Raw genomic sequence first — 22896 nt, forward strand, 5'->3', positions numbered from 1 at the left:
AACCTGCCAGTGATTTACTGTGGGGGCGAGTCTGCTCGCTCCCGCAATGTTCTGTGTTTCAGATTGATCTTATGAAAGGCGCGAATACATGGGCTCGGGTTTCTTTTCTTCCTGGACATTCTGGGCCCTGATGTCGGCGGCGTTTGCCGCCATGACCGCGATCTTCGCCAAAATCGGCATCGAAAACGTTAACTCGGACTTCGCCACGCTGCTGCGCACGGTGGTGGTTTTGGTCAGCCTGGCCTTGATTTTGTACGCTACGGGCCAATATCAGTCATTAGGATCGATCTCGGCCAGGAGCTACCTGTTCCTGCTGCTGTCGGGACTGGCCACTGGTGCCTCGTGGATCTGCTACTTCCGCGCGCTGAAACTGGGGCCGGCCTCGCTGGTCGCTCCGGTGGACAAACTCAGCGTGGTGCTGGTGGCGGTGCTCGGCGTAATCCTGCTGGGCGAAAAACTCGACCTGCGCCAATGGGGCGGAATCGGCCTGATTACGGCCGGTGTGGTCATGCTGGCGCTGCGGCGCTAGGCATCCTTCCTACAGAAGCTGTCCACTCGTCCTACAGACTAACGCTAACAGGCCTTATTGCGCTGACTGAAGCTGAACACAACCTGTCAGGCAAAAGCCCGAAACACTCTGCCGCTAGCCAGTGACACTTCAGCTGTGCAACATGGCGCGCGTGCCATCCACAAATGGGAATTCCCTTTATGAAACGTTTTCTTAGCATCGCCATGGCGTTGTGCATCGGCCTGACGATGAGCCTGGACGCCAACGCCAAGCGCTTTGGTGGCGGCAAAAGCGCCGGTGCGGCGCCGACTCACCAGACCAGCCAAATGGCTCCTTCTTCTCCTGGCGTGGGCGGTGCAGCCGCCACTGCCGGCGCGGCCGGTGCCGCTGGCGCTGCCGCCAAGGCCGGCGGTGCTTCGCGCTGGCTCGGCCCACTGGCCGGTATCGCGGCCGGTGGCCTGCTGGCTTCCATGTTCATGGGCGGCGGCTTCCAGGGCATGCAGTTCTTCGACATCCTGATCATGGCGGTCATCGCCTTCCTGATCTTCCGCTTCATCGCCGCTCGTCGTCGCAAGCAGCAGGAGCATCTGGCTCCGGCCGGCGCGCCGATGCAACGTGAAGTGTTCGAGCAGAAGCCAGCCATGGGTTCGATCTTCGGCGGTTCGGCTGCACCTGTTGCCCGTCCGGTGATCAATGCTCCGGCCTGGTTCAACGAACAGCGCTTCGTTGAAGCCGCGCGCAACCATTTCCAGTCCCTGCAACAGCATTGGGACGCCAACGAAATGGACAAGATCGCCGAGTTCGTGACCCCGCAACTGCTGGAGTTCCTCAAGCGCGAACGTGCCGACCTGGGCGACGGCTTCCAGTCGACCTACATCGACAATCTCCAGGTACAACTGGACGGCGTTGATGACCGTGCGGACAAGACTATCGCCACCCTGACCTTCAGCGGCGTGTCGAAAAACTCGCGTTTCGACCAGGGCGAAGTGTTCAGCGAAAGCTGGAACATGGAACGTCCACAGGGCGAAAATCAGCCTTGGCTGGTAGCGGGTATCCGCCAGAACGGCTGATAACTTCGCGCTTTCGCATGCTGTAATGAAAACCCCGGCTCTGCCGGGGTTTTCTATTTCACGGTTGCATCTATAGCGAGCTACTGTATAAACCGCCCCAACTAAACCGCGCCATCAAGCAAGAGGATCCCGGACGTGGAAGAAATCATCGAACAACTGCGTGAAGCCAACGAACCGGTACCGGTCCCCTTGGAGTTGCCCGACGAAGATCTGCTGGTAGAAATCGAAGAACAACTGTTCATCGACATTCCCTTCGTATTCAGAGAATTCCTGCTGACCGTCAGCGATGTAGTCTACGGCAGCCTGGAGCCGGTGACCGTCACCGACCCGCAATCCCACACCTACCTGCCGGACGTTGCCGCCAACGCCTGGGACGCTGGTGTTGATCGCAGCCTGATCCCGATTTGCCAGGACGGTGACAACTACTACTGCGTCGAAGAAGACGGCACCGTGGTGTTGTGGCTGGCCGAAGAAGAGTTACTCGCCGAAGAAACCTGGGAATCGGTCTGGCATTGGGCACGGGACGTCTGGCTGGAAAGCTGATTTACCCCTGCACGACTTTTCGTAGCAGCTGGCGCAGCCTGCGTTCGGCTGCGAAGCAGTCGTAAACCCTGACACTCGGTTAACCTGAATCACCTCGTAGCCTGATTGGCGACTGCTGCGCAGTCGAACGCAGCCTTCGGCAGCTGCTACAGGGATTCGTCACGCTCAATGCTCGGACGAATCCTTGTGGTTATCCAGGGTTTCCAGCAAGGCCACCTGCATCCGCGTATGCACGCGGATGAACCAGCGCCAGAGCAGCGCCGCTACCGCAGCCGCGACCACGACAATCAGCACCAGCAACTTGTTGGTCGGCAGAATACTGGCCGACAAGGCTGCCAGCAGCAGGAAAATCACCAGCAGCGAGAGGATCGGGATCATTTCGGCGATCACCCGCCGCACTCGCTGCGTGTGGCGGCCGGCCATCTCCGGCTTCACCCCCATTTCTGCCAGTAGCATCGACAGCGCCTTGAGCTTGCGATAGGCGGCGATCAGGAACGGCAGCGACAACAGCAACGCCCCACCCCAGATCAACGCTTTCTGCCAGCTCGGGTCGCTGATCCAGTCTTGCAGGTAAACGGACATGCGCTCGGCGAAGAAGGCGCCCGATAAAAAGATCGCAACCACCAGCGCCAGATTGACCCCCACCTGCAACAGAATCCGCCGAATCATCGACGCCAACAGCGCGCCCTCGCCCTGAGGCTGGATGCTGCGCAGCCATTCGCCATACATCCCCAGCACACGAGCCAGGCGCTGCGGCATCACGGTAGCAAGCTTGATCGACAGCGGATCGGCCGCGCGGATCAGATAGGGCGTCAACAGCGTGGTGATCACCGAAACGGCCACAGCCACCGGATAGAGAAAGCTGCTGGTGACCTGCAGCGTCATGCCCAGCGCGGCGATGATGAAAGAGAATTCGCCAATCTGTGAAAGCCCCATTCCCACGCGCAGTGAGGTGCGTCCGTCATTGCCAGCGATAAACGCGCCGAGGCCACAGGACAGCATCTTGCCCAGCACCACGGCGACGGTGATCACCGCGATCGGCCAGGCGTATTGCAACAGGATCATCGGGTCGAGCATCAGGCCAATGGCGACGAAGAAGATCGCACTGAACAGGTCGCGAACCGGCTCGATCAACTGCTCAATCTTCAGCAGTTGGCGTGATTCGGCCATGATCGCACCGATCAGGAACGCGCCGAGAACCATGCTGTATTCAAGCTTGACCACCAGCAGGCAGAAACCGAAACACAGGCCCAGCACGGTAATCAGCAACATCTCATTGCTTTCGAATTTCGCCACATAGGCCAGTAGTCGCGGCACCAGCAGAATGCCGATGACCAGTGCGACAATCATGAACAGTGAAAGCTTGCCGACGGTGGAAAAGACCTCGCCGGAACTGACCGTGCCGCTAACCGCGATGCTCGACAGCAAGGCGATGATGCCGATACCGAGGATGTCCTCGACGATCAGTACGCCGAAGATCAACTGCGCAAAACGCTCGTTCTTCATCTTCAGGTCGTTGAGCGCCTTGACGATGATGGTGGTCGAGGAAATCGCCAGGATCGCGCCGAGGAACAGCGAGTCCATGGTATTCCAGTCGAACCAGCGACCGATTTCGTAGCCGATCCAGATCATCAGGACGATTTCCAGGAAGGCCGCGATAAACGCCGTGGCGCCGACCTTGAACAGCTTGCGCAGGCTGAACTCCAGCCCCAGGCAGAACATCAGGAAAATCACCCCGAGTTCGGCAAGGGTCTTGATGGTTTCTTCGTCGTGAATCAGGCCGAACGGCGGCGTGTGCGGGCCGATGATGAAACCGGCGACGATGTAGCCGAGCACCACCGGCTGTTTGAGACGGTGAAAGAGCACGGTCACCACACCCGCGATCAACATGATCACTGCCAGATCCTGAATGAAACTGATGGCATGCATGGTGTGTGGCTCCTTCGAGGGTGGGCTTTTGAAGGGTAACACCACGACTTCCGGCGCAAAGACGGTGCAATATATGGAAACAGATCGCTTCGGGCGTGACGGCGCCTCCCCGCCCGGCGTCCCGATAACTGTTGGTTTGAAAAACACCGACAAGCACCCACAGAGGTGCAACCCCCAAACCCTGCCTTGAACCCGTGAGTACGTTATGGAACCCGGAAACGCCCAGCTGTCGATGACGGTATTGATGACCCCCGACATGGCCAACTTCTCTGGCAATGTCCACGGCGGCACCCTGCTCAAATACCTCGATGAAGTGGCCTACGCTTGCGCCAGCCGGTATGCCGGTCGTTACGTAGTGACCTTGTCGGTGGATCAGGTGATCTTCCGCGAGCCGATACATGTCGGTGAGCTGGTGACCTTTCTGGCCTCGGTCAACTACACCGGTAATACCTCGATGGAAGTGGGCATCAAGGTCGTGACCGAGAACATTCGCGAGCGCTCGGTGCGCCACACCAACAGCTGCTTCTTCACCATGGTCGCGGTGGATGACCAGCGTAAACCGGCCTCCGTCCCGCCACTGCAACCGCAGAACAGCGAAGACAAGCGTCGGTACATGCAGGCCCAGCAGCGTCGGCAGATACGTCAGGAACTGGAAAAGCGCTATCAGGAAATCAAGGGCGACGCTTAAAGCAAAAGATCGCAGCCTGCGGCAGCGCCCACAGACGCGCGGGAGCTGCCGAAGGCTGCGATCTTTTCTACCGCCACACCATTACAAACTGATCGCGGTCGCCTCGAACCGCACTCGTGGATGGGCGATCCGGTCTTGCGCCCGCACCAGTTCCAGCTCATAGCTGGCACAAGCCTGGGTTTCCAGCAGCACTTCATGCACCGCCGCCGCGGTGAATTCGAAGGCGCTCAGCAGACTGTCACCCAGCAGCACACGCGCCAGGAACAGCCCGGAAGTCAGATCACCAACGCCCACCGGCTGACGCGGGAACGCCAGCAACGGCCGACGCAAGTGCCAGCTGCCTTCAGCGGTCACCAGCAACATCTCGAAGCCATCCGCCAGTTTGCCGGGATAGTCGAGATGCTTGACCAGCACCGCCTTCGGACCGCGCGCCAGCAGCGCCCGCGCCATGGCCAGGCAATCGAACAGTGACTGCGCCTTGCGCCCCGAGAAGCTGTTCAGCTCCAGCTGATTCGGGCACATGAAGTCGGCTATCGCCGCCGCCTCTTCCAGCAGGAAATCGCTGACTTCGGCTGGAACGCTGCAGCCCTTCTCCGGATGGCCCATCACCGGATCGCAGAGGTACAAGGCTTTGGGATTGATCGATTTGATTCGCTCCACTCCCGCCAGAATCGCCCGCCCCTGGGCCGCGCTGCCGAGGTAGCCGGACAACACGGCGTCGCAGTTGCCCAGTTCGCCAATCGCCGCGATGCCTTCCACCAATTCCGGAATCTGATGCGGGGCCAGCACTTCCCCGGCCCACTGGCCATATTGCGTGTGGTTGGAGAACTGCACGGTATTGAGTGGCCAGACGTTCACCCCGACCCGCTGCATCGGGAAAACCGCGGCGCTGTTGCCAGCGTGGCCGAACACCACATGGGACTGGATGGCGAGCAGATGGGGCGTACGTTTCATGCGGTGAGTTTTCCATAAACCGATTGAAATTCGAGCCGCGCAGTATGCGACTAAACGCAGCCTGTACGACAGACCAGAGACGCAGTTAAGCTGACACTATCTTGTTGGAGCACCCTGTTGATGCTGACCCTAGGAAATATCTTCGTGCTGATGCTGCTCGCCACCGGTGGCGCATGGCTGTGGCACAACCACGGCTTGCGCGAACGCGCACTGGAGCGGGTTCAGCAGCATTGCGCCAAGCTGCGGATCGAGCTGCTGGACGGCAACGTAGCCTTGAAGAAGATCGCTTTCATTAAAGACGCCAACGGTCGTCGGCGCCTGGCCCGTGTGTATAACTTCGAATTTACCGTGACCGGCGAAACCCGCCACAACGGCACCATCACTCAGTTCGGCGCCCATAGCGCACAGATCGAGCTCGCGCCCTACCCAATGCCATTCGACGACACACCGCCGGTGGTCGAAGTCGCAAAACCCAGTGCCGAGGTGATTGAATTGAGCCAGTGGCGGCAAGAACACACCAAGTGGCGTCCTTGAAGATCAAAAGATCGCAGCCTGCGATCTTTTGATCTTCACCCCGACCGGCAATCGGCCAGATCTCTTTGCAGCGACTCAACATCCTGCACTTCACTGAAAATCAACTCGATGCGCGAATCCCGTTGCCATTCGCTGGGCTGCCAATCCAGTAGCGAGTTATCCAGTGCGTTGGCCGACACCCAGCCCTCGACACTGTGGATAACCAGCTTCGCCCGCAGCCATTCAAGGCTCTCAAGCCACTTTCCGACAAGCACTGCATCGAACGTCTGACTCGGATGCCAGCGCCAGCCGACGCTCCAGCCACCCTCTTGCGCCTGACTCAAGCAAATCGGCTGGGCGGGGTCAGTCCAGATGGCCGGCATCTGCGCCAATCCCTTGGGCACGATCAAGTTATCCACACCCGCGACAGCCTGAGCCTTGAGGCCCGGTAACTCGCTCAGCGGCAAGACAGCTTGCTGCGTCCAGTACAAAGGACGCGACGGCAACTGTGCGGCGATTCGCTGGCGATCACTGTCGTCGAGGCTTTCTGCCTTGTTCAGCAACAGCAACCCGGCACTGTCCAACGCTTGCAGTTGCGCCGCTGGCAGCGGTTTTCCAGCCGCGAGCGCCTGGGCGTCCAGCACCAGCACGCAAGGCTGCACCGCCAGGACGCCTTGCCACGGCGCCTCGCTCAATTGCCTGAGCAACTGCGCCGGATGCCCCAGCCCGGAGGGCTCGATGAACAGTCGATCCGGTCGTGCCTTGCGCAGCAACCGTCCGAGGCCGATCTGAAACGGCGCACCATTGACGCAACACAAACACCCCCCGGCCACTTCCCCCAGTGCGATACCATCGGCGTCCTGGGTCAGCAGCGCAGCATCCAGGCCGATCTGGCCGAATTCGTTGATCAGCACCGCCCAGCGCTCACCGGCCGGCCGTTGCGCCAGCAGGTGCTTGATCAGGCTGGTCTTGCCGGCACCCAGCGGGCCGGCGATGACGTGGGTGGGAATGTTCTGCAACATGGTCGAAGTTTTCTGAGGAGGTAAAGGATGCGGTTGATGGGATGGTCGTTACTTCTGGCGCTTACGTCGGGTGAAGCGCTGGCCCAGGCCTGCGTGGTACATAGTACGGCTGCGCGGCTCGACGTGAAGGTCTGCCAGCAGAACCGCAACATCCCGGAAAAACTGTTCGCCGACGGCTTCTGCCAGCCGAATCTGGCCGGGCAGAAAGTCGAGGTGCAGTACGTCGACCAATGCCCCGCCGGCGCGTTCGGGGTATGCAGCAACGCTCAAGTCGCCAATATGCCTTACCGGCAGGATATTCACTATTACGGCGTGGCCACCGATGCGGCGTATCTGAAGCCGTTTTGCGAAGCCCAGAGCCAGGGAACCTGGCTCAAACCTTGAGCTGTCAGCCCAGCCAGTCGAGGGTCAGAATCAAACGACGCTCGCCCGGTGCCGGCTGCGGCGAACGGTGTATCAAGCCGAAACCTTCGTTGCCGTGCCACTTCTCTCCTTTGAGCAGCGCCACTTCACCGCTGGCGATTTGCTGGATCAGCGAATCATCCTGGGGTTCGGCTTCAGGCTTGCCTAATTGCCGGCGATCCATTGCCCCTTCTTTCAACCATTGGCTGCCGACCCCTGCGTAGGTGGTGATCAACCGCACCGGCACATGATCGACATGGAAACGCGGGCACATGGCTTTGTCCAGAACCCGCAGACGCAGGCCGATGCGCTGGGCGCCCAATAGGCAGGCGAACGCGCTGACCAGCCAGGAAACGTCGGCGATAAAGCCTTCGAAACCTTCAAGGTCGCTGAAGCCTGAGGCTAGACCGTGGAGATTGGGCTCGGCGTCATCACTGGGCATTTCCAGGGACAGCGACTCGGCCAGCGGCTGGTTCAGGGACAACAGCAAGCGACCGAAATCGGCAATGTGCGCCGGCAGTTGGCGTTGCCAAAGGGCGAGGTTTACGCCGTCGTCCAGAATCCCGGTCAGCACTTTTGGCGTATCGCCTTGAACCTGAGCAATGACCGGTCGCAACTTCAGATTAGGCGCCAACATCAGGCCGCTGCCTCTTCGTGCCAAGGACCGAACGGGTCGGGCAACAACCGCCAATCCTCGACGCCCAAAGCCATTTCTTCATCTGTCAGCAGGCAGTTATCGAGTTCGGCAGTGAGTTGCGCGAAGTCGATGTTCTGGCCGATAAACACCAGTTCCTGCCGGCAATCGCCGGTGGCGGCCGTCCAGTTTTCCATGATCCCGGCGGTGCTTTCTTCGTCCTGCGGCCACTGGTTTTTCGGCACGAAACGCCACCAGCGCCCGGCAAACCCGTGGCGCATCAAGCCACCGGCCTGGGACCAACTGCCGGCATCCATGTGTTTGCTGGCCAGCCAGAAAAAGCCCTTGGAACGCAGCAGCTTGCCGTTCACCCACGGGCGATCGATGAAGCTGAAAAAGCGCTGCGGATGAAACGGTCGCCGCGCCCGATAAGCTGTGGAGGCAATGCCGTACTCCTCGGTTTCCGGTACGTGTTCACCGCGCAGTTCCTGTAACCATCCTGGTGCCTGAGCGGCCTTCTCGAAGTCGAAACGCCCAGTGTTGAGGATCTTCTTGAGTGGCACCTCGCCCATGACCATCGGAATGATTTCGGCCTGGGCATTGAGCCGTTCGAGGATCGCGATCAGCTCCTGGCGTTCGCGGCTGCTGATCAAATCGATCTTGCTGATCAGGATCACGTCGGCGAATTCGATCTGCTCGATCAACAGGTCAGTGATCGAGCGTTCGTCCTCCTCGCCCAGGGTTTCACCACGGGAAGCGAGGCTTTCGGCAGCTTGGTAGTCGAGCAGGAAGTTCATGCCGTCGACCACGGTGACCATGGTGTCGAGCCGCGCAATGTCGGCCAGGCTCTGCCCTTCTTCATCGCGAAAGGTGAAGGTTTCCGCCACGGGCAGTGGCTCGGAAATGCCGGTGGACTCGATCAACAGGTAATCGAAACGACCGTCCTTGGCGAGTTTGCTGACTTCTTCGAGCAAATCTTCACGCAAGGTGCAGCAAATGCAGCCGTTGCTCATTTCCACGAGTTTTTCTTCGGCACGGTTCAGGCTGACATCGCGTTGAACTTCAATGCCATCAATATTGATCTCGCTCATGTCGTTGACGATCACCGCGACCCGCAGATTATCGCGATTACGTAGTACGTAATTAAGCAGTGTACTTTTTCCGGCGCCGAGAAAGCCCGACAGGACGGTCACGGGGAGACGATTGGGCATCAGGTATTCCTCACAGGGATGCCCGGTCGCAATGTCGGGCTTAATTTATGTTATAGTATAACAATACAAACAAGCCACTCCCCCTCTTGCCCACAACGACAAAGGGCACGATGCTTTAACCCGTCCGCCCCTTGAGAAATGCCATGGGAAACGCCCTGAGATTCTCGCTGCTGAGCCTTTCGCTGCTGATCGCGGTCGATGCCTGGGGACAAATCCCCAGCCTGGCCAAATGCACCCGCAGCGCCAATCTGCTGGCCTGCGTGGATGCCGACGGCAATGCCTACAGCGTTAACACCGTCGGTAGCACGATCTACTTGCGCGGCTTTGAAGTGGCCGGTAAACGCTATTGGGCGCAGACCAATAGCCGTTATGGGCAACTGACGTTCTTTACCGGCATCGCGTCCGATGGCGAAGCCTGGGTCGGCTACAACCGCCGGGTTGGCTGGACAACCATCAATCGGTTCTCCAGCTCCGGGGGCAGCAGCGCGAAGTTCACCTGTAGCCGGCTGACTGGCTGTTAGACCTGAGCCTTCTTCTGCTCCTGCTGCCAGGCGATATAGCTGTTCATCGGCGGATTCTTCTGGAAATAACGCTGCAAACCGTCGAACAAACCATCCGCCACCGCTTGCTGATGCCGCGCCGTCACCAGTCGCTGGCTGTCGCGGGCGTTCGAGATGAAGCCGGTTTCCACCAGAATCGATGGCACATCCGGCGACTTCAGCACGGCGAAACCGGCCTGTTCCACACGCTTCTGATGCAGGGTGGTAATGCCCGCCAGACTGCCGAGCACCGTGTTGCCCAACTGCAAACTGGCGGCGATGGTGGCGTTCATCGACATGTCGAGAATCACCCCGGCGAGCATCGGATCCTTGTCCTTGAGATTGAGCAGGCTGGTGGCGCCCAACAGGTCCGCGCCGTTCTCACGTTGCGCCATGAAGCGCGCCGTGGCCGAGGTCGCGCCGCCTTCGGACAGGCAGTACACCGACGCACCTGAAGCAGTGAGACGCGGCGCTGCGTCCGCATGGACCGAGATGAACATGTCGGCCTTGTGCTTGCGGGCGATCTCCACGCGTTTGCGCAGCGGGACGAAGAAGTCATCGTTACGCACCAGTTTCACGTCGAAGCCCTTTTCACGCTTCAGCCTCTTGGCCAACAGCTGGGCGATCGATAGCACCACGTCTTTCTCCCGCTCACCTTTGACGCCGACCGCGCCCGGGTCTTTGCCGCCGTGACCAGGGTCGACCACCACAATGATGTCGCGCTTGGGATGAGCCTTGTCGATGATGGGCTCACGTTTGTCCGACGGCGCCGCCGCGATCTGTAGCGGAGCAATGGCCTTCAGATCGAGCACCAATCGATGCCCCTGCCCATCCTGTGGCGGTAACAGGAAGCTGTTGAGCTGCACCGGACCGCTGAGGTCGAGGACGATCCGTGTATCGCCCTGACCGAAATGCCCGGAACGGATCGCACGAATCACCGAGTTGTCGAGTGCCAGCTGACTGAAGTCGCCACTGAAGTTTGCGCCACTCAGATCGATGATCAGCCGCTCCGGAGCACTCAGGGAAAAAGTTTTGTACTGCACCGGCCCGCTCAGATCGAACACCAGTCGCAGCTTGTCGTCCGAACGCCACAGTCGTGCATTGCGAATTTGCGTGGCCGACACACCAAAAGGTAACGCAAAGGCTGCGCTGGCCAGAATCAGGTTGAGCAAGTGGCGTCTGTGCATGATGAAAACTCGTTCACGAAAAAGGCATCGTCGATTTGATTGTTATAATATAACATGCCAAATCAACTCCCACGATGGACCTGCTCATGAATGCGCTGACTCTTCCGGATATCGCCGCGCAGGCCTCACGCCAAGCCCTGCCACTCGATTGGGTGGGCATGCGCGGCATTGCTCTTCCTGTTTTATTCGATGGCCAGCGACTGAGTGCAAAAGCCGACGCTGGCGTTAGCCTCGACGATGGAGAGGCGCGTGGCATCCATATGTCGCGGCTGTACCTGGCGCTGGAAATGCTTGAGCAGGAAAACCTTTCACCCGCGTTGTTGCGGCGAGTCTTGCTGAGTTTTCTCGAGACTCATGAAGGACTTTCCCACAACGCTTACCTAAAAATTCACACCGAACTTCTGCTCAAAAGACCCGCGCTCGTCAGTCCGTTGGCCGGCTGGAAAACCTATCCGGTGAGCGTCGAGGCGAGTCTGAAAAACGCGATGTTCCACGTGGAACTAAAAATCGATGTGCCTTATTCCTCAACCTGTCCTTGCTCAGCAGCCCTTTCGAGGCAGTTGATTCAGCAGCAATTCGTTGACGACTTCGCCAATCAACCATTGCAACACGAAGACGTTCTGGCTTGGCTCGGTTCCACGAAAGGCATCGTCGCGACGCCGCATAGCCAACGCAGTAATGCGCAATTGCTGCTGCGTCTGGATGACTATCTGGATGACCTGCCGTTGATCGCCGCGATCAACGACGCGGAAGCAGCCCTCGGCACCGCTGTGCAAACCGCCGTGAAACGCGCCGACGAACAAGCTTTCGCCCTCGCCAACGGTCAGAACCTGATGTTCTGCGAAGATGCCGCGCGACGCTTGAACCTGGCACTGAAACGCTCCCCGGGCATCAACGCCTTTCACGTGCGAGTCGTCCATGCCGAAAGCCTTCACGCCCACGATGCGGTCGCCGAAAGCCGCTGGAACTGGGAGGCCGCATGATCCGATGCCAAGCCTTGCGCTGGGGCGCACCCGGTCAGCCGCTCACTCCAGCGGTTGATTTCGAACTGCCCAAGGGGAGTCTGACCGCCGTCATCGGCGCCAACGGATCGGGCAAAAGCAGCCTGCTGAAAGTCATCGCCGGCCTGCAAAAGCCACTGGCCGGCAACGTCGTCATTGATGTTCCACGCAAGGGCAAGGGCGGCCTTTCGTTCCTGCCTCAGCAACAACACCTGGACCGACAATTCCCCATCAGTCTGCAAGAGTTAGTGGCTGCCGGTTTCTGGGGCAACAAACAAGCGCCAGAGATACGCAGCCAGCGCCTCAAGTCTGCACTGGAAGACTGGTGCCTGACCGGTCTGGAGCACCGCCCGTTGATGGCCCTCTCCGGAGGTGAATTACAGCGTGCCCTACTCGCCCGATTGAGCCTCGCCGAAGCGCCCTTGCTGCTGCTCGACGAACCCCACGCCGCACTCGACGAACTCGGCCAGGCGCTGCTCTGGAAACACCTCCACGCCTGGCATGCCGAAGGCCGAACCCTGGTCGTGGTGTGTCATGACTTGGCCGCCGTGCGCCAACAGATTCCACAAGCGCTACTGATCAAAAGCCGCGGCTGCGTCCTCGGTCCCAGTACCGAGCTGATTCGCCAACAACCTCAGACGCAGGTGGCTTGATGATCGCCGCTGCTCACCTTTGGCAACCGTTTCACGAATTCGTATTCATGCGTCGGGCACTGCTGGGTGGCCTTGTTCTGGCCTGCAGCACGGCGCCGCTTGGGGTGTTTCTGATTCTGCGGCGAATGAGTCTGATCGGCGATGCAGTGGCTCACGGCATCTTGCCCGGCGCCGCATTGGGCTTCTGGTACGCAGGGTTGAGCCTGCCCGCGCTGACCATTGGCGGCCTCGGTGCCGGCCTGAGCATGGCCGGACTGGCCGCCTGGATTACCCGCCGCACCGGCTTGCGGGAGGACGCGAGCCTGGCCGCGATTTACCCGATATCGCTGGCCAGCGGCGTGCTGATCCTCGGCATCGCCGGTAAGCGCCTGGACCTGTTGCACCTGTTGTTCGGTTCGGCGCTGGCGGTCGATGGCCCGACCTTGACCGGCATGCTGTGGGTCTCGGGCTTCAGCCTGATCGCCATGGCCCTGATCTACAAACCACTGTTGCTGGACACCCTCGACCCGCTCTTTCTGCAAACCGTCAGCCGTCTCGGGCCGCTGGCTCACGGGGTATTTCTGACGTTGGTGGTGCTGAACCTGGTGATCGGTTTCCAGGCTATCGGCGCGCTGATGGTAGTCGGTTTGATGATGCTGCCGGCTGCGGCTTCTCGCTTCTGGAGTCGTCGTTTGCCGGTGCTGATCATCATCGCCGCGTTGCTCGGCAGCCTCTCGGTCTGGCTCGGATTGTTGCTGTCGTTCTACTACTCGCTGCCCAGCGGCCCGGCAATCGTGCTGGTGGCTGGCGGTTGGTATCTGCTGTCCGTGGTGTTCGGTCCGGTACACGGTTTGCTGCGCCGCCCGCCTTTGCTCACATCCCAATGAGGTGTAACCCGATGCGCGCTTTACTCGTGCTGTTCAGTCTGATGCTGTCGATGTCGCTGTCTGCCGCGGAAAAACTCCAGGTAGTCACCAGCTTCAGCATCCTCGCCGACATGACCCATCAGGTCGGCGGCGACCATATTCAGATCACCAACATGGTCGGCCCGGACACCGATGCCCACACCTACGAGCCGACGCCGGACGATGCAAAGGCACTGCTCAACGCCAGACTGATCATCAAGAACGGGTTGGGTTTCGAGCCATGGCTGGACCGCCTGGTGACCAGCACCGAGACCAAAGCCCCGGTCATCAGTGCCAGCCACGGTGTCATTCCGCGCTCGCTGGATGAAGACGGCGAAACCATTCCCGACCCGCACGCCTGGCACAACCTGGCGAACACTGAGTTGTACATCAGCAACATCACCAAAGCGCTGATCGCCGCCGACCCTGCAAACAAAACCGACTACGAACACAACAGCCAGGCCTATCTGAAAAAGATCTACGCCTTGCTCGCCGAGGCTAAAGCCAAGCTCGGTTCGCTGCCGCCGGGTAATCGCAAAATCGTGACCTCCCATGACGCCTTCGGCTATCTCGGTCAGGCTTACGGCATCGACTTCATGGCGCCGCAAGGTCTGTCCACCGAACGCGAACCTTCGGCCGCCGAAGTCGCTGCGCTGATCACACAGATCCGTCAGGCCAAGGTCAAAGCGGTGTTCATGGAAAACATCAAGGACACGCGCCTGCTCAAGCAAATCGCCGATGAAAGCGGCGCGCATATCGGCGGCACGCTGTACTCCGATGCCCTCGCTGCAACCGGCCCGGCCAGCACCTTCACCGGGCTGTTCGAATACAACCTCAACACCTTGTACGAGGCGTTGAGCAAGCCATGATCCGCAAGAATCCTTCAGGTGATCTGCCGTTGATTGCGGAGTCGGCTTACGTGGATAAAACCGCAATCATCTGCGGCAAAGTGGTGATCGGCGAGAACGTCTTCGTCGGCCCCTACGCAGTGATTCGCGCCGATGAAGTGGACGACTCGGGCGAGATGGAAGCGATCACCATCGGCGCCAATTCGAACATCCAGGACGGCGTGGTGATCCACTCCAAGTCCGGCGCGGCGGTGACCATCGGCGAGTTCAGCTCCATCGCCCACCGCTCCATCGTCCATGGCCCCTGCACCGTCGGCAATCGCGTGTTCATCGGTTTCAACAGCGTGCTGTTCAACTGCGCGGTGGGCGACGGTTGCGTGGTGCGGCACAACTCGGTGGTCGATGGTCGTGACTTGCCTGAAGCCTTCTACGTGCCCTCCACCACACGCATCGGCCCCAACACCGACCTGTCGCAGTTCCCACCCGTCAGCGTCAGCGCCTCGGAGTTTTCCGAAGACGTAGCGCGCACCAACGTCGATTTGGTGCGCGGCTACAAAGCCCTGCAGAACGAGTTCTGACCATGAGCAGCGTGCTGATTCGCAACGCCCGGCTGGTGAACGAAGGTCGGGAATTCGACGGTGATCTGCTGGTAAGCCACGGTCGCATCGTCAAGATCGCCAGCAGCATCGAAGGTGAAAAAGCCGCTGTGGAAATCGACGCAAACGGCCAATGGCTGCTGCCAGGCATGATCGATGACCAGGTGCATTTCCGTGACCCAGGAGCACCGGACAAGGGCAGCTTCCATACTGAATCTCGAGCTGCGGTGGCCGGCGGCATCACCAGCTTCATGGACATGCCCAACACCTCGCCGGCCACCCTGACCCTCGCCGCGCTGGCCGACAAGAAGCGTCGAGCGGCGACCCATTCAGTAGCCAACTACGGTTTTCATTTCGGCGTGAGCAACGACAATCTCGATACCGTCGCCGCGCTCAATCCTTGTGAAGTGGCCGGGGTCAAAGTGTTCATGGGCGCCTCCACGGGCAACATGCTGGTGGACGATCCACGAATTCTCGAACGGCTGTTCGCCGAGGTGCCGACTATTTTGCTGGCCCACTGCGAACACACGCCCAGCATTGAAGCCAACGCGGCCAACCTGCGAGAGCTGTTCGGTGAGCACCTTCCACCCGCTGCTCACCCGCTGATCCGCAATGCCGAAGCGTGCTTTCGATCCTCCTCAATGGCCGTCGATCTGGCCAGGCGACATGGCACCCGTCTGCACGTTTTGCACCTGACTACCGCCCGGGAACTGGCACTGTTTGAAGACAAGCCGCTGGCACAGAAACGCATCACTGCCGAGGTCTGCCTGCATCACTTGCTGTTCGACGACCGCGACTACCCGAGCCTCGGCAACCTGATCAAATGCAACCCGGCGATCAAGACCCAGACCGACCGCGATGCCTTGCGCAAAGCACTGTTGAGTAATCGACTGGACGTGATCGGCAGCGATCACGCGCCTCACACCTGGGCCGAAAAACAGCGACCCTATAGCCAGGCGCCGTCCGGTTTGCCGTTGGTGCAACACGCCCTGCCCGCGTTGTTGGAACTGGTGGCCGATGAGATCCTGCCGATCACCACCCTTGTGGCCAAGACCAGTCACCGGGTCGCCGATCTGTTTGCCATTCCCGACCGCGGCTACCTGCGCGAAGGGTACTGGGCCGACCTGGTGTTGATCAAATCCGAACCCGATGGCATTGCCGTCTCCCGACAACCGGTCCTCTCGCAATGCGGCTGGACCCCCTTCGCCCGGCATCGCTTTCGCCACAGCGTCAGCACCACCGTCGTGTCGGGGCAAATTGCCTGGCACGACAAACGTCTTAATGACAACTGTCAGGGCTTACCACTACGGTTTATGCGCTGACGCACGTTATCGAAAACATTCGAGAACACCGATCATGATCCACATCACCCTGCCTGATGGTTCAATGCGTGAGTACGACCAACCACTGTCCGTGTTTGAGGTTGCCGCGAGTATCAGCCTCGGCCTGGCTAATGCGGCGCTCGCGGGTCGGGTGGATGGCGTGCTGGTGGACTGTGGATTCCTGATCGAGTGTGATGCGCGGGTCAGCATCGTCACGTCCCAGGAGCCCGACGGGCTGGAGATCCTTCGGCGTTCCTGTGCGCTGATGCTGGCCATGGCCGTCAAACAGCTGCATCCGAATGCGCAGTTGCGGGCCGGATCGGTGCTGGGTGACGGTTTCTTTTATGAGTTTGCTTTCCAGCGATCTCTAACCCTGGCCGCGCTGCCAGTGATCGAAGCGCGTATGCGTGCACTGGCGGCGACCAACCATTCGATCCGCCGGCAGGAACTGACCTATCAGGCGACGAGTAGCAAAAGGTTATCGCTGTACAGCCTGGGGGACTTCGAGGGTTTCGCGGCAGGTCCGCATGTTCCCACCACCAAGGTGTTGCAGGCCTTTGCACTGGACCACATCAGCGGCACGTTGCAGCAACGAATCTATGGCACGTGTTGGTCCAGCCAACAGGAACTGGACACCTGGCGAGCGCCACCCCAGGTCGTGGTTGTGAATATCGATGAGCGTCAGAGCGATTATGCGCACTCGGTGACCGAAGCGCTGCGCCGGCGCGGACTGCGCGCCAACTCGGATCTGCGTCACGAGAAAATCAGCCGCAAGATTCGCCAGCACAGCCAGAAAGTGCCATACCTGTTGGTGGTCGGAGAGAAGGAAAAGGACGGTGGATTTGTCAGCATGCGCAGTGGCAGCGGGGAGGATTTCGGGGAGAAAGGGATTGAGGCGGTGTGTGATTTGTTGATCCCGCCCAAGACTGCTGGTGCCTGAGCGGACACCTTCGCGGGCGAGCCCGCTCCCACAGGGATCACATATGACCTGGTGGGAACGAGCCTACCCGCAAAGCTTTTAGGCCCTTGGCTTCACTGTGCCGCAATCCTGACCCAACCACACAGCGCGAGTATCGAGGCTACCCTTCTGCTGAATGCCGGTGGCGTTGAAGGTGCCGTTGACCTTGGTGGTGAACTCACGGTCACTCATAAAAGTGGCCACTCCGCTGCCCTGCGCTTTCGGACAGCTGAAACGGAATTTCCACTGGTTACCGGTACGCTCGGTGATTTCCTGCTTGCAGCCCGATTGCGGGTCCGTCAGCGGAATGTTGTCGCTCTTCACCTGCTCAGGTGTCAGGCACGCCCGAATCCCTTTGCCGCCCATGGTCATACCTTGTTTCTCCAGCATCGCCCGCTGTTGGGGGGTCATCTGGTTTTGTAGCTGGCCGAGGATCAATTGCAGATCGGGCATGTTCTGGTCATCGACCTTCATGTTGCTTGAGGTCAACTCCCACAAGCCCGGTTGCAGCATCTGTGCCTGAGCGGCCACAGGAAGTGCCAAACCAAACGCCATGGCCAAACCCAGCAGACGAACGTTCATCGAGTAACTCCTGATCATTAGTGGCCGTTAGACGTCGGACACGGGCTTCGGTTCATGGGCCAATTAAATAGCGACATTCTGCCCGGAACATGGTCTGTTAAGCATTGAATCTTCAAGGAGCAAGGCTGCCCCATGGATTATTTCGGACCGCATGTATTCGGTTATCTGATCGCACTGTTACACACACTGGGCTCGATCGCCGCCATCCATGCCGTGTTGACCGTTCGGACCGCTCAGGGCTCGATCGCCTGGGCCCTGTCACTGCTGTTCATTCCTTACCTCACGCTTGTCCCTTATCTGGTCTTCGGCCGCAGCACCTTCGATGGTTACATCAAGGCCCGACGGCAAGCCAACGAGGAAATGCGCAAGGCCATCTCCGAACTGAACTGGCGCCCCTGGGTAGAAGAGGCACTGGCTGCGCGTGCCTCCAGCGCTTACGCGTCTTTGCGGGCCATGCCGAAGCTGGGGCGCATGCCATGCCTGGCAAACAACGATGTACGATTGTTGATCGACGGCCAAGCCACGTTCGATGCAATTTTCGACGCCATCAGCAACGCCCGTAAAGCGGTGCTGATCCAGTTTTTCATCATCCACGATGACCGCCTCGGCCAACGCCTGCACACCCTGCTGCTGAAGAAAGCCGCCGAGGGCTTGGCGATTTACTTGCTCTACGACCGCATCGGCAGCCACTCCCTGCCCCACGGTTATGTGCAACCGTTGCGTGATGCCGGCGTCGAGGTCAAAGCCTTCGCCACCCGCAGCGGCTGGCTCAACCGCTTCCAGGTGAATTTCCGCAACCACCGCAAGATCGTAGTGGTCGACGGGCTTGTCGGCTTTGTCGGCGGGCTCAATGTCGGCGACGAGTACATGGGCGAGAAACCACCCCTGGCGCCCTGGCGCGATACCCATGTGCAAGTTCGCGGGCCGGTGGTGGCCTGCATGCAGGAGTCCTTCGCCGAAGACTGGTTCTGGGCAGCCCGCTCGCTGCCCCCGCTGATCCTGCCTGACGTTTATCCAGATGACGGCGTGCTCTGCCAATTACTGGCCAGCGGCCCGGCGGATTCCTACGAAACCTGTTCGCTATTCTTCGTCGAAGCCATCCATGCGGCGACGGAAAGGGTGTGGATCACCAGCCCTTACTTCATCCCCGATGAAGCCGTATTCGCTGCATTGCGGCTGGCAGTGTTGCGCGGCGTGGATGTACGGATCCTGTTGCCGTCGCGGCCGGATCATCGGATCGTCTACGCCGCGTCCAGCCTTTATGCCTTCGAAGCCGTACGCGCCGGGGTGCGCGTGTTCCGTTATCAACCCGGCTTCCTGCATCAGAAAGTGGTACTGATCGACGACGAGATCAGCGCCATCGGCAGTGCCAACATGGACAACCGTTCGTTCCGGCTGAACTTCGAAGTGATGCTGCTGACGGTCGACAGCGGGTTTGCCGCCGAAGTGGAGCAGATGCTCAACAACGATTTCGCCCAGGCTCACGAAATCGCCAAAGAAGAAAGCCGGGAGACCCACCGCCTGCAACAGGTCGGCATGCGGATCGCCCGGCTTATTTCGCCGATTCTCTAGTTGTAGATGTCGTCGCGGGTCCATGGCAGTTCATGGCTGCCATCGGCATGGGCTTTCACCGCGAGGATTTGATGCAGGTTGATCCAGCCCCTGGCGAACGCATAGGCGCACCCCGCCAGGTACAACCGCCAGATCCGTAGCGCCTGCTCCGGCACCAGTTTGGCGGCGGCTTCCAGATTGTCTTCCAGGCGTTCGCTCCAGTGGTCCAGGGTCCGCGCGTAATGCAGGCGCAGGCTCTCGACGTCGACAATCTCCAGCCCCGCTTCGCTGATCTCGGCGGAGATCATCGACAGGTGCGGCAGCTCGCCGTTGGGAAACACATACTTCTCGATGAACTCACCAGCACCGCGCCCGACCGGACGACCGTCGGTGTGTTTGGCGGTAATCCCGTGGTTCATCACCAGCCCGCCCTCTTTCACTGCGCCGAACAAGGTTTGGCAGTATTCGGCCAGATTGGCGTGGCCGACGTGTTCGAACATGCCGACGCTGACCACCTTGTCGAAACGCCCGTCCTGAGGCAGATCGCGGTAGTCGAGCAGTTGCAGTTCGATCTGATCTTCCAGGCCTTCGGCTTTCACCCGCTCACGAGCCAAATCCAATTGCGCTTGACTGAGCGTGATCCCGAACACCTTCGCGCCGAACTCCCGCGCGGCATACCGCGCCAACCCGCCCCAGCCGCAACCGACATCCAGCAGATACTCCCCTGGCTGCAAGCGCAACTTGCGGCACAGGTGGCGAAACTTGGCTTGTTGAGCCTGCTCAAGGGTTTCACTGCCGGTCTCGAAGTAGGCGCAGGAATACGCCATGTCGCTGTCGAGCCACAGCTGATAAAACTCGTTGGAAAGGTCGTAGTGGTAGGAGATGGCTTTGGCGTCGGTTTCCTTGTCGTGAACCAGGCGCACCGGTTGCGCATCGTCGTCTTCGTTGAGCAGCGCCTGACTCCATTCATCGCAGACGCGAATCACGTCGCTGATGGAGCCTTCCAGCTCCAGTTTGCCTTCGACAAACGCCGCCCCCAGCGCGTCCAGGCTCGGATGGGTGAACTGGGTAACCATGTGCGGGTCCTTGACCACAATGGTGACGCTGGGCGTCGGCCCCAGGTTGAACTCATGGCCGTCCCAGAGTCGCAAGCGAAGCGGCAACTGCAGATTCTGTAAGGCCGGTGGAAGTTGCGCGAGCATGGATAATCCCCCTGATTTTCAGACGTCTGATTTGAGGGTAGTCCATCCTTGAAAAATAGCCGGCTATCGATTTAATAGCTGCTCTCTATGATTCGAGGCTGCAACCAACCGTCCTGAACCCACTGTTTCAGCCATGTAACAGCCTGAAGGGATGCATCCTCACCATAGATGACTGCTAATTCGGAGCACAGTTCAGCGAAATCCCAGTCGCCCTGAAACAAGCCGTCTAGAGCTGCCGCCTCCGCAGGTTCCAGGCTGCGGTAATGACAAACCAGCCCCGCTCTCCAGATCACCAATACTTGGGGCGCCCCTAACGCTGCACTACCGGGGAACCCGGTTTCATCCTTCACTGCCCGCCACAACGCAACACTGTTGAAAGCACACTCAAGCCATTGCACAGAGGGGCTGGGGCTGACCCGCAACGTCGGCCAGTCTTCAGGCTTCAGGGCGGCCATGTCCTGTATCGTCAGCGGCGCGCCTTCAGGCGCGTCGAACGCCAGCGTGAATGCCCACTCAAGTGCCGCCAACTCCCCCAGCGCTGCACTTTGCTCTGGCACTAAATGCTGTCGAATAAACGACTCGAACCCTTCACCCAGCCACCTCAGGCTGTAATGAACAGACGGACACTGGCGAATGTAAGCCGCCGCGAGCTGCTCGAATTCATCGTCACCCAGCCAATGCCAAATGACCGGATAGTCGCCGCGCAGAACTTCCTGAAGCCTTGCCTGATAGGCGTTGTGATAGATCGCCAGCCCGGTGCTCACATCCAGTGTCGGCCCCCCCATAAGACTCGCGCCTAGCGCGGTATCGGCTGCTGTCTGCTCACCCAGCAGATACGTTTCAAAGGCCAGCTGCCAGTCGTTCAGGCGCATCTCAATCTCCGGGTCAACACGCTATCACCCAATGCCCGGGCCTTTTGCAACTCGGTAAGTAGCTCTTCAAAAGGCGGGAAATGATCATCGCGTTCCAGCAGTGTCGCGACTGGCCCGAGGTGTTCCAGGGTTTGTTGATAGAGCGCCCAGACCGGATCACTCACCGGCTGGTCATGGGTGTCGATCACGTAATCGCCGTGGTCGCTGTGGCCAGCCAGGTGCAACTGTCGAACCTTTTTGGCCGGCAGCCCTTGAATGAATGTCCACGGATCGAAGCCATGATTGCGGGAGCTGACATAGACGTTGTTGATGTCCAGCAACAGCTCGCAGTCGCTCAACCGGCTGAGCGCATCAAGAAACTCCCATTCGCTGAATTCGTCGCCAGCGCTGCGCACGTAACTGGAGACGTTTTCCAGCACCAGCGGACGCTGCAAGACGTCCTGAACCTGCCGCACTCGGCCGGCCACGTAATAAAGACTTTCTTCGGTGTAGGGCAGCGGCAACAAATCATGGAGTTGATGGGCGTTGCCACGGCTCCAACACAAGTGATCGGAGATCCATGCCGGTTCAACTCGCTCCGCCAGAAGTTTCAGCTGTTGCAGATACTGCGGATCGAGGGCATGAGGACCGCCAATAGACAGCGATACGCCATGCATCACCACGGGATACCGTTCGGCAATGGCGTCCAGGTAGTACAGGGCCTTGCCGCCCTGGACCATGAAATTTTCCGAGACCACTTCAAACCAGTCCACGGCTGGCGACTGTTCAAGAATCTGTTGGTAGTAGGCACTGCGCAAACCCAGGCCGTAGCCCAGACAAGAAAGGGAAGCAGACATTTTGCGGACTCCTCGCAAAGTGCCGCAGTGGCAAGAGAGCCACCGCGACGGCATTCGGCAGTCAGTTATTCGCCGACTTTTCCATCTGCCTTCATGCATTCGGCCTGAGTCATTGCCTTGAAGCCATGCCCTTTGCAGACAGCCTGACCTTTGCAGGCGTTTTCGGCTGTCTTGCAGTCATTCATGCCTTTGCACGATGTCACGCCGTAGCAGTGAACTTGTGCAGCGTCGGCGGCCTGAGCCTGAGTGGCAACACCTGCGAACATTGTTGCAGCGGCGAAGGCGAGAGCGGCACCGGCGGTGGCGTTTTTGAAGTTCATTTGTATATCCTCAGTAATCGTCAGGGGTGTCGGCTGGAAGGTTGTTCAGTCCCGACACAGCACTAGAGAGC

26 protein-coding genes are annotated in these 22896 nt (G+C 59.6%); 15 read left to right on the forward strand and 11 right to left on the reverse strand.

The window, feature by feature from the left end:
- Positions 1–88 precede the first annotated feature (88 nt).
- The 3 genes from LOY36_RS28505 to LOY36_RS28515 all read left to right on the forward strand — a co-directional run bounded on the left by LOY36_RS28505 (position 89) and on the right by LOY36_RS28515 (position 2121).
- Positions 89–529 carry an EamA family transporter gene (locus LOY36_RS28505; RefSeq protein WP_007934436.1) on the forward strand — a complete coding sequence of 147 codons (441 nt, stop codon included), beginning with the start codon at positions 89–91 and terminating at the stop codon, positions 527–529.
- A gap of 179 nt (positions 530–708) precedes the next feature.
- Positions 709–1578 (forward strand): Tim44 domain-containing protein, encoded by an 870-nt coding sequence (locus LOY36_RS28510; protein WP_258671704.1) that lies wholly within the window; start codon positions 709–711, stop codon positions 1576–1578.
- Positions 1579–1713: 135 nt separating this feature from the next.
- Positions 1714–2121 (forward strand): SMI1/KNR4 family protein, encoded by a 408-nt coding sequence (locus tag LOY36_RS28515; RefSeq protein WP_007934432.1) that lies wholly within the window; start codon positions 1714–1716, stop codon positions 2119–2121.
- Between the two features lie 165 nt (positions 2122–2286).
- Here the strand turns inward: LOY36_RS28515 and LOY36_RS28520 are convergent, their stop codons facing one another.
- Positions 2287–4050 (reverse strand): cation:proton antiporter, encoded by a 1764-nt coding sequence (locus LOY36_RS28520; RefSeq protein ID WP_019651286.1) that lies wholly within the window; start codon positions 4048–4050, stop codon positions 2287–2289.
- A gap of 205 nt (positions 4051–4255) precedes the next feature.
- On the opposite strand from LOY36_RS28520, the gene LOY36_RS28525 reads away from it, so the two are divergent.
- Positions 4256–4738 carry an acyl-CoA thioesterase gene (locus LOY36_RS28525; RefSeq protein ID WP_007934430.1) on the forward strand — a complete coding sequence of 161 codons (483 nt, stop codon included), beginning with the start codon at positions 4256–4258 and terminating at the stop codon, positions 4736–4738.
- Between the two features lie 81 nt (positions 4739–4819).
- On the opposite strand, the gene pdxY is transcribed toward LOY36_RS28525, so the two are convergent.
- Positions 4820–5692, reverse strand: a complete 873-nt coding sequence (pdxY, locus tag LOY36_RS28530; RefSeq protein ID WP_258671705.1) for a pyridoxal kinase PdxY — start codon at positions 5690–5692, stop codon at positions 4820–4822.
- Positions 5693–5812: 120 nt separating this feature from the next.
- Here pdxY and LOY36_RS28535 point away from each other — a divergent pair, with 120 nt between their 5' ends.
- Positions 5813–6226, forward strand: coding sequence for a DUF3301 domain-containing protein (locus LOY36_RS28535; protein ID WP_138866545.1), 414 nt, complete (start codon positions 5813–5815; stop codon positions 6224–6226).
- Between the two features lie 35 nt (positions 6227–6261).
- Here the strand turns inward: LOY36_RS28535 and LOY36_RS28540 are convergent, their stop codons facing one another.
- On the reverse strand, positions 6262–7227 hold the full coding sequence (locus tag LOY36_RS28540; protein ID WP_258671706.1) for a GTP-binding protein: 966 nt from the start codon (positions 7225–7227) through the stop codon (positions 6262–6264).
- Positions 7228–7254: 27 nt separating this feature from the next.
- Between LOY36_RS28540 and LOY36_RS28545 the strand changes: the two genes are divergently transcribed.
- Complete coding sequence (locus tag LOY36_RS28545) at positions 7255–7611, forward strand: hypothetical protein (protein ID WP_028940098.1); 357 nt, start codon at positions 7255–7257, stop codon at positions 7609–7611.
- A 4-nt stretch (positions 7612–7615) separates the two neighbouring features.
- Here LOY36_RS28545 and LOY36_RS28550 read toward each other — a convergent pair whose 3' ends face one another.
- Both LOY36_RS28550 and zigA read right to left on the reverse strand, forming a co-directional pair.
- Positions 7616–8266, reverse strand: a complete 651-nt coding sequence (locus tag LOY36_RS28550) for a DUF1826 domain-containing protein (RefSeq protein WP_258671707.1) — start codon at positions 8264–8266, stop codon at positions 7616–7618.
- The gene (gene zigA / locus LOY36_RS28555) at positions 8266–9474 is read right to left on the reverse strand and encodes a zinc metallochaperone GTPase ZigA (RefSeq protein ID WP_258671708.1); all 1209 of its coding nucleotides are present in this window, start codon (positions 9472–9474) and stop codon (positions 8266–8268) included. Before zigA ends, LOY36_RS28550 begins: the two co-directional genes overlap by 1 nt.
- Before the next feature lie 143 nt (positions 9475–9617).
- On the opposite strand from zigA, the gene LOY36_RS28560 reads away from it, so the two are divergent.
- A complete protein-coding gene (locus LOY36_RS28560) occupies positions 9618–9995 on the forward strand; it encodes a hypothetical protein (RefSeq protein WP_018927359.1) in 378 nt (125 codons plus the stop codon).
- Here the strand turns inward: LOY36_RS28560 and LOY36_RS28565 are convergent.
- On the reverse strand, positions 9992–11200 hold the full coding sequence (locus LOY36_RS28565; RefSeq protein WP_258671709.1) for an N-acetylmuramoyl-L-alanine amidase: 1209 nt from the start codon (positions 11198–11200) through the stop codon (positions 9992–9994). The genes LOY36_RS28560 and LOY36_RS28565 overlap by 4 nt on opposite strands.
- An 86-nt stretch (positions 11201–11286) precedes the next feature.
- On the opposite strand from LOY36_RS28565, the gene folE2 reads away from it, so the two are divergent.
- The 7 genes from folE2 to LOY36_RS28600 are packed head-to-tail and all read left to right on the forward strand — an operon-like array spanning position 11287 to position 17444.
- Entirely contained in the window at positions 11287–12183 is an 897-nt protein-coding gene (gene folE2, locus LOY36_RS28570) for a GTP cyclohydrolase FolE2 (RefSeq protein WP_258671710.1), read from the forward strand.
- Entirely contained in the window at positions 12180–12854 is a 675-nt protein-coding gene (locus tag LOY36_RS28575; RefSeq protein WP_258671711.1) for a metal ABC transporter ATP-binding protein, read from the forward strand. Before folE2 ends, LOY36_RS28575 begins: the two co-directional genes overlap by 4 nt.
- On the forward strand, positions 12854–13720 hold the full coding sequence (locus LOY36_RS28580) for a metal ABC transporter permease (RefSeq protein ID WP_019651276.1): 867 nt from the start codon (positions 12854–12856) through the stop codon (positions 13718–13720). Before LOY36_RS28575 ends, LOY36_RS28580 begins: the two co-directional genes overlap by 1 nt.
- 11 nt (positions 13721–13731) lie before the next feature.
- Positions 13732–14607 (forward strand): metal ABC transporter substrate-binding protein, encoded by an 876-nt coding sequence (locus tag LOY36_RS28585; RefSeq protein WP_258671712.1) that lies wholly within the window; start codon positions 13732–13734, stop codon positions 14605–14607.
- Positions 14604–15164, forward strand: coding sequence for a DapH/DapD/GlmU-related protein (locus tag LOY36_RS28590; protein ID WP_019651274.1), 561 nt, complete (start codon positions 14604–14606; stop codon positions 15162–15164). Before LOY36_RS28585 ends, LOY36_RS28590 begins: the two co-directional genes overlap by 4 nt.
- 2 nt (positions 15165–15166) lie before the next feature.
- Positions 15167–16504, forward strand: coding sequence for a dihydroorotase (locus tag LOY36_RS28595; protein ID WP_258671714.1), 1338 nt, complete (start codon positions 15167–15169; stop codon positions 16502–16504).
- A gap of 34 nt (positions 16505–16538) precedes the next feature.
- Positions 16539–17444: a His/Gly/Thr/Pro-type tRNA ligase C-terminal domain-containing protein gene (locus tag LOY36_RS28600; RefSeq protein WP_019651272.1), complete on the forward strand. Its 906-nt coding sequence runs from the start codon at positions 16539–16541 to the stop codon at positions 17442–17444.
- Between the two features lie 78 nt (positions 17445–17522).
- Here LOY36_RS28600 and LOY36_RS28605 read toward each other — a convergent pair whose 3' ends face one another.
- Positions 17523–18044, reverse strand: a complete 522-nt coding sequence (locus LOY36_RS28605; protein ID WP_258671717.1) for a DUF3617 domain-containing protein — start codon at positions 18042–18044, stop codon at positions 17523–17525.
- 132 nt (positions 18045–18176) lie between these two features.
- Between LOY36_RS28605 and cls the strand changes: the two genes are divergently transcribed.
- Entirely contained in the window at positions 18177–19616 is a 1440-nt protein-coding gene (gene cls / locus LOY36_RS28610; protein ID WP_019651271.1) for a cardiolipin synthase, read from the forward strand.
- On the opposite strand, the gene cfaB is transcribed toward cls, so the two are convergent.
- From cfaB to LOY36_RS28630, 4 genes are all read right to left on the reverse strand, one after another.
- Positions 19613–20797, reverse strand: a complete 1185-nt coding sequence (gene cfaB, locus LOY36_RS28615; RefSeq protein ID WP_258671720.1) for a C17 cyclopropane fatty acid synthase CfaB — start codon at positions 20795–20797, stop codon at positions 19613–19615. The genes cls and cfaB overlap by 4 nt on opposite strands.
- 71 nt (positions 20798–20868) lie before the next feature.
- Complete coding sequence (locus LOY36_RS28620; protein WP_064621172.1) at positions 20869–21669, reverse strand: DNA-binding domain-containing protein; 801 nt, start codon at positions 21667–21669, stop codon at positions 20869–20871.
- On the reverse strand, positions 21660–22505 hold the full coding sequence (locus LOY36_RS28625; RefSeq protein ID WP_064621173.1) for a DUF692 domain-containing protein: 846 nt from the start codon (positions 22503–22505) through the stop codon (positions 21660–21662). The genes LOY36_RS28620 and LOY36_RS28625 overlap by 10 nt, the downstream gene beginning before the upstream one ends.
- 65 nt (positions 22506–22570) lie before the next feature.
- On the reverse strand, positions 22571–22825 hold the full coding sequence (locus LOY36_RS28630) for a membrane protein (RefSeq protein WP_019651267.1): 255 nt from the start codon (positions 22823–22825) through the stop codon (positions 22571–22573).
- Positions 22826–22896: the final 71 nt, after the last annotated feature.

This window comes from Pseudomonas sp. B21-019 (assembly GCF_024749225.1).
GTDB lineage: Bacteria > Pseudomonadota > Gammaproteobacteria > Pseudomonadales > Pseudomonadaceae > Aquipseudomonas.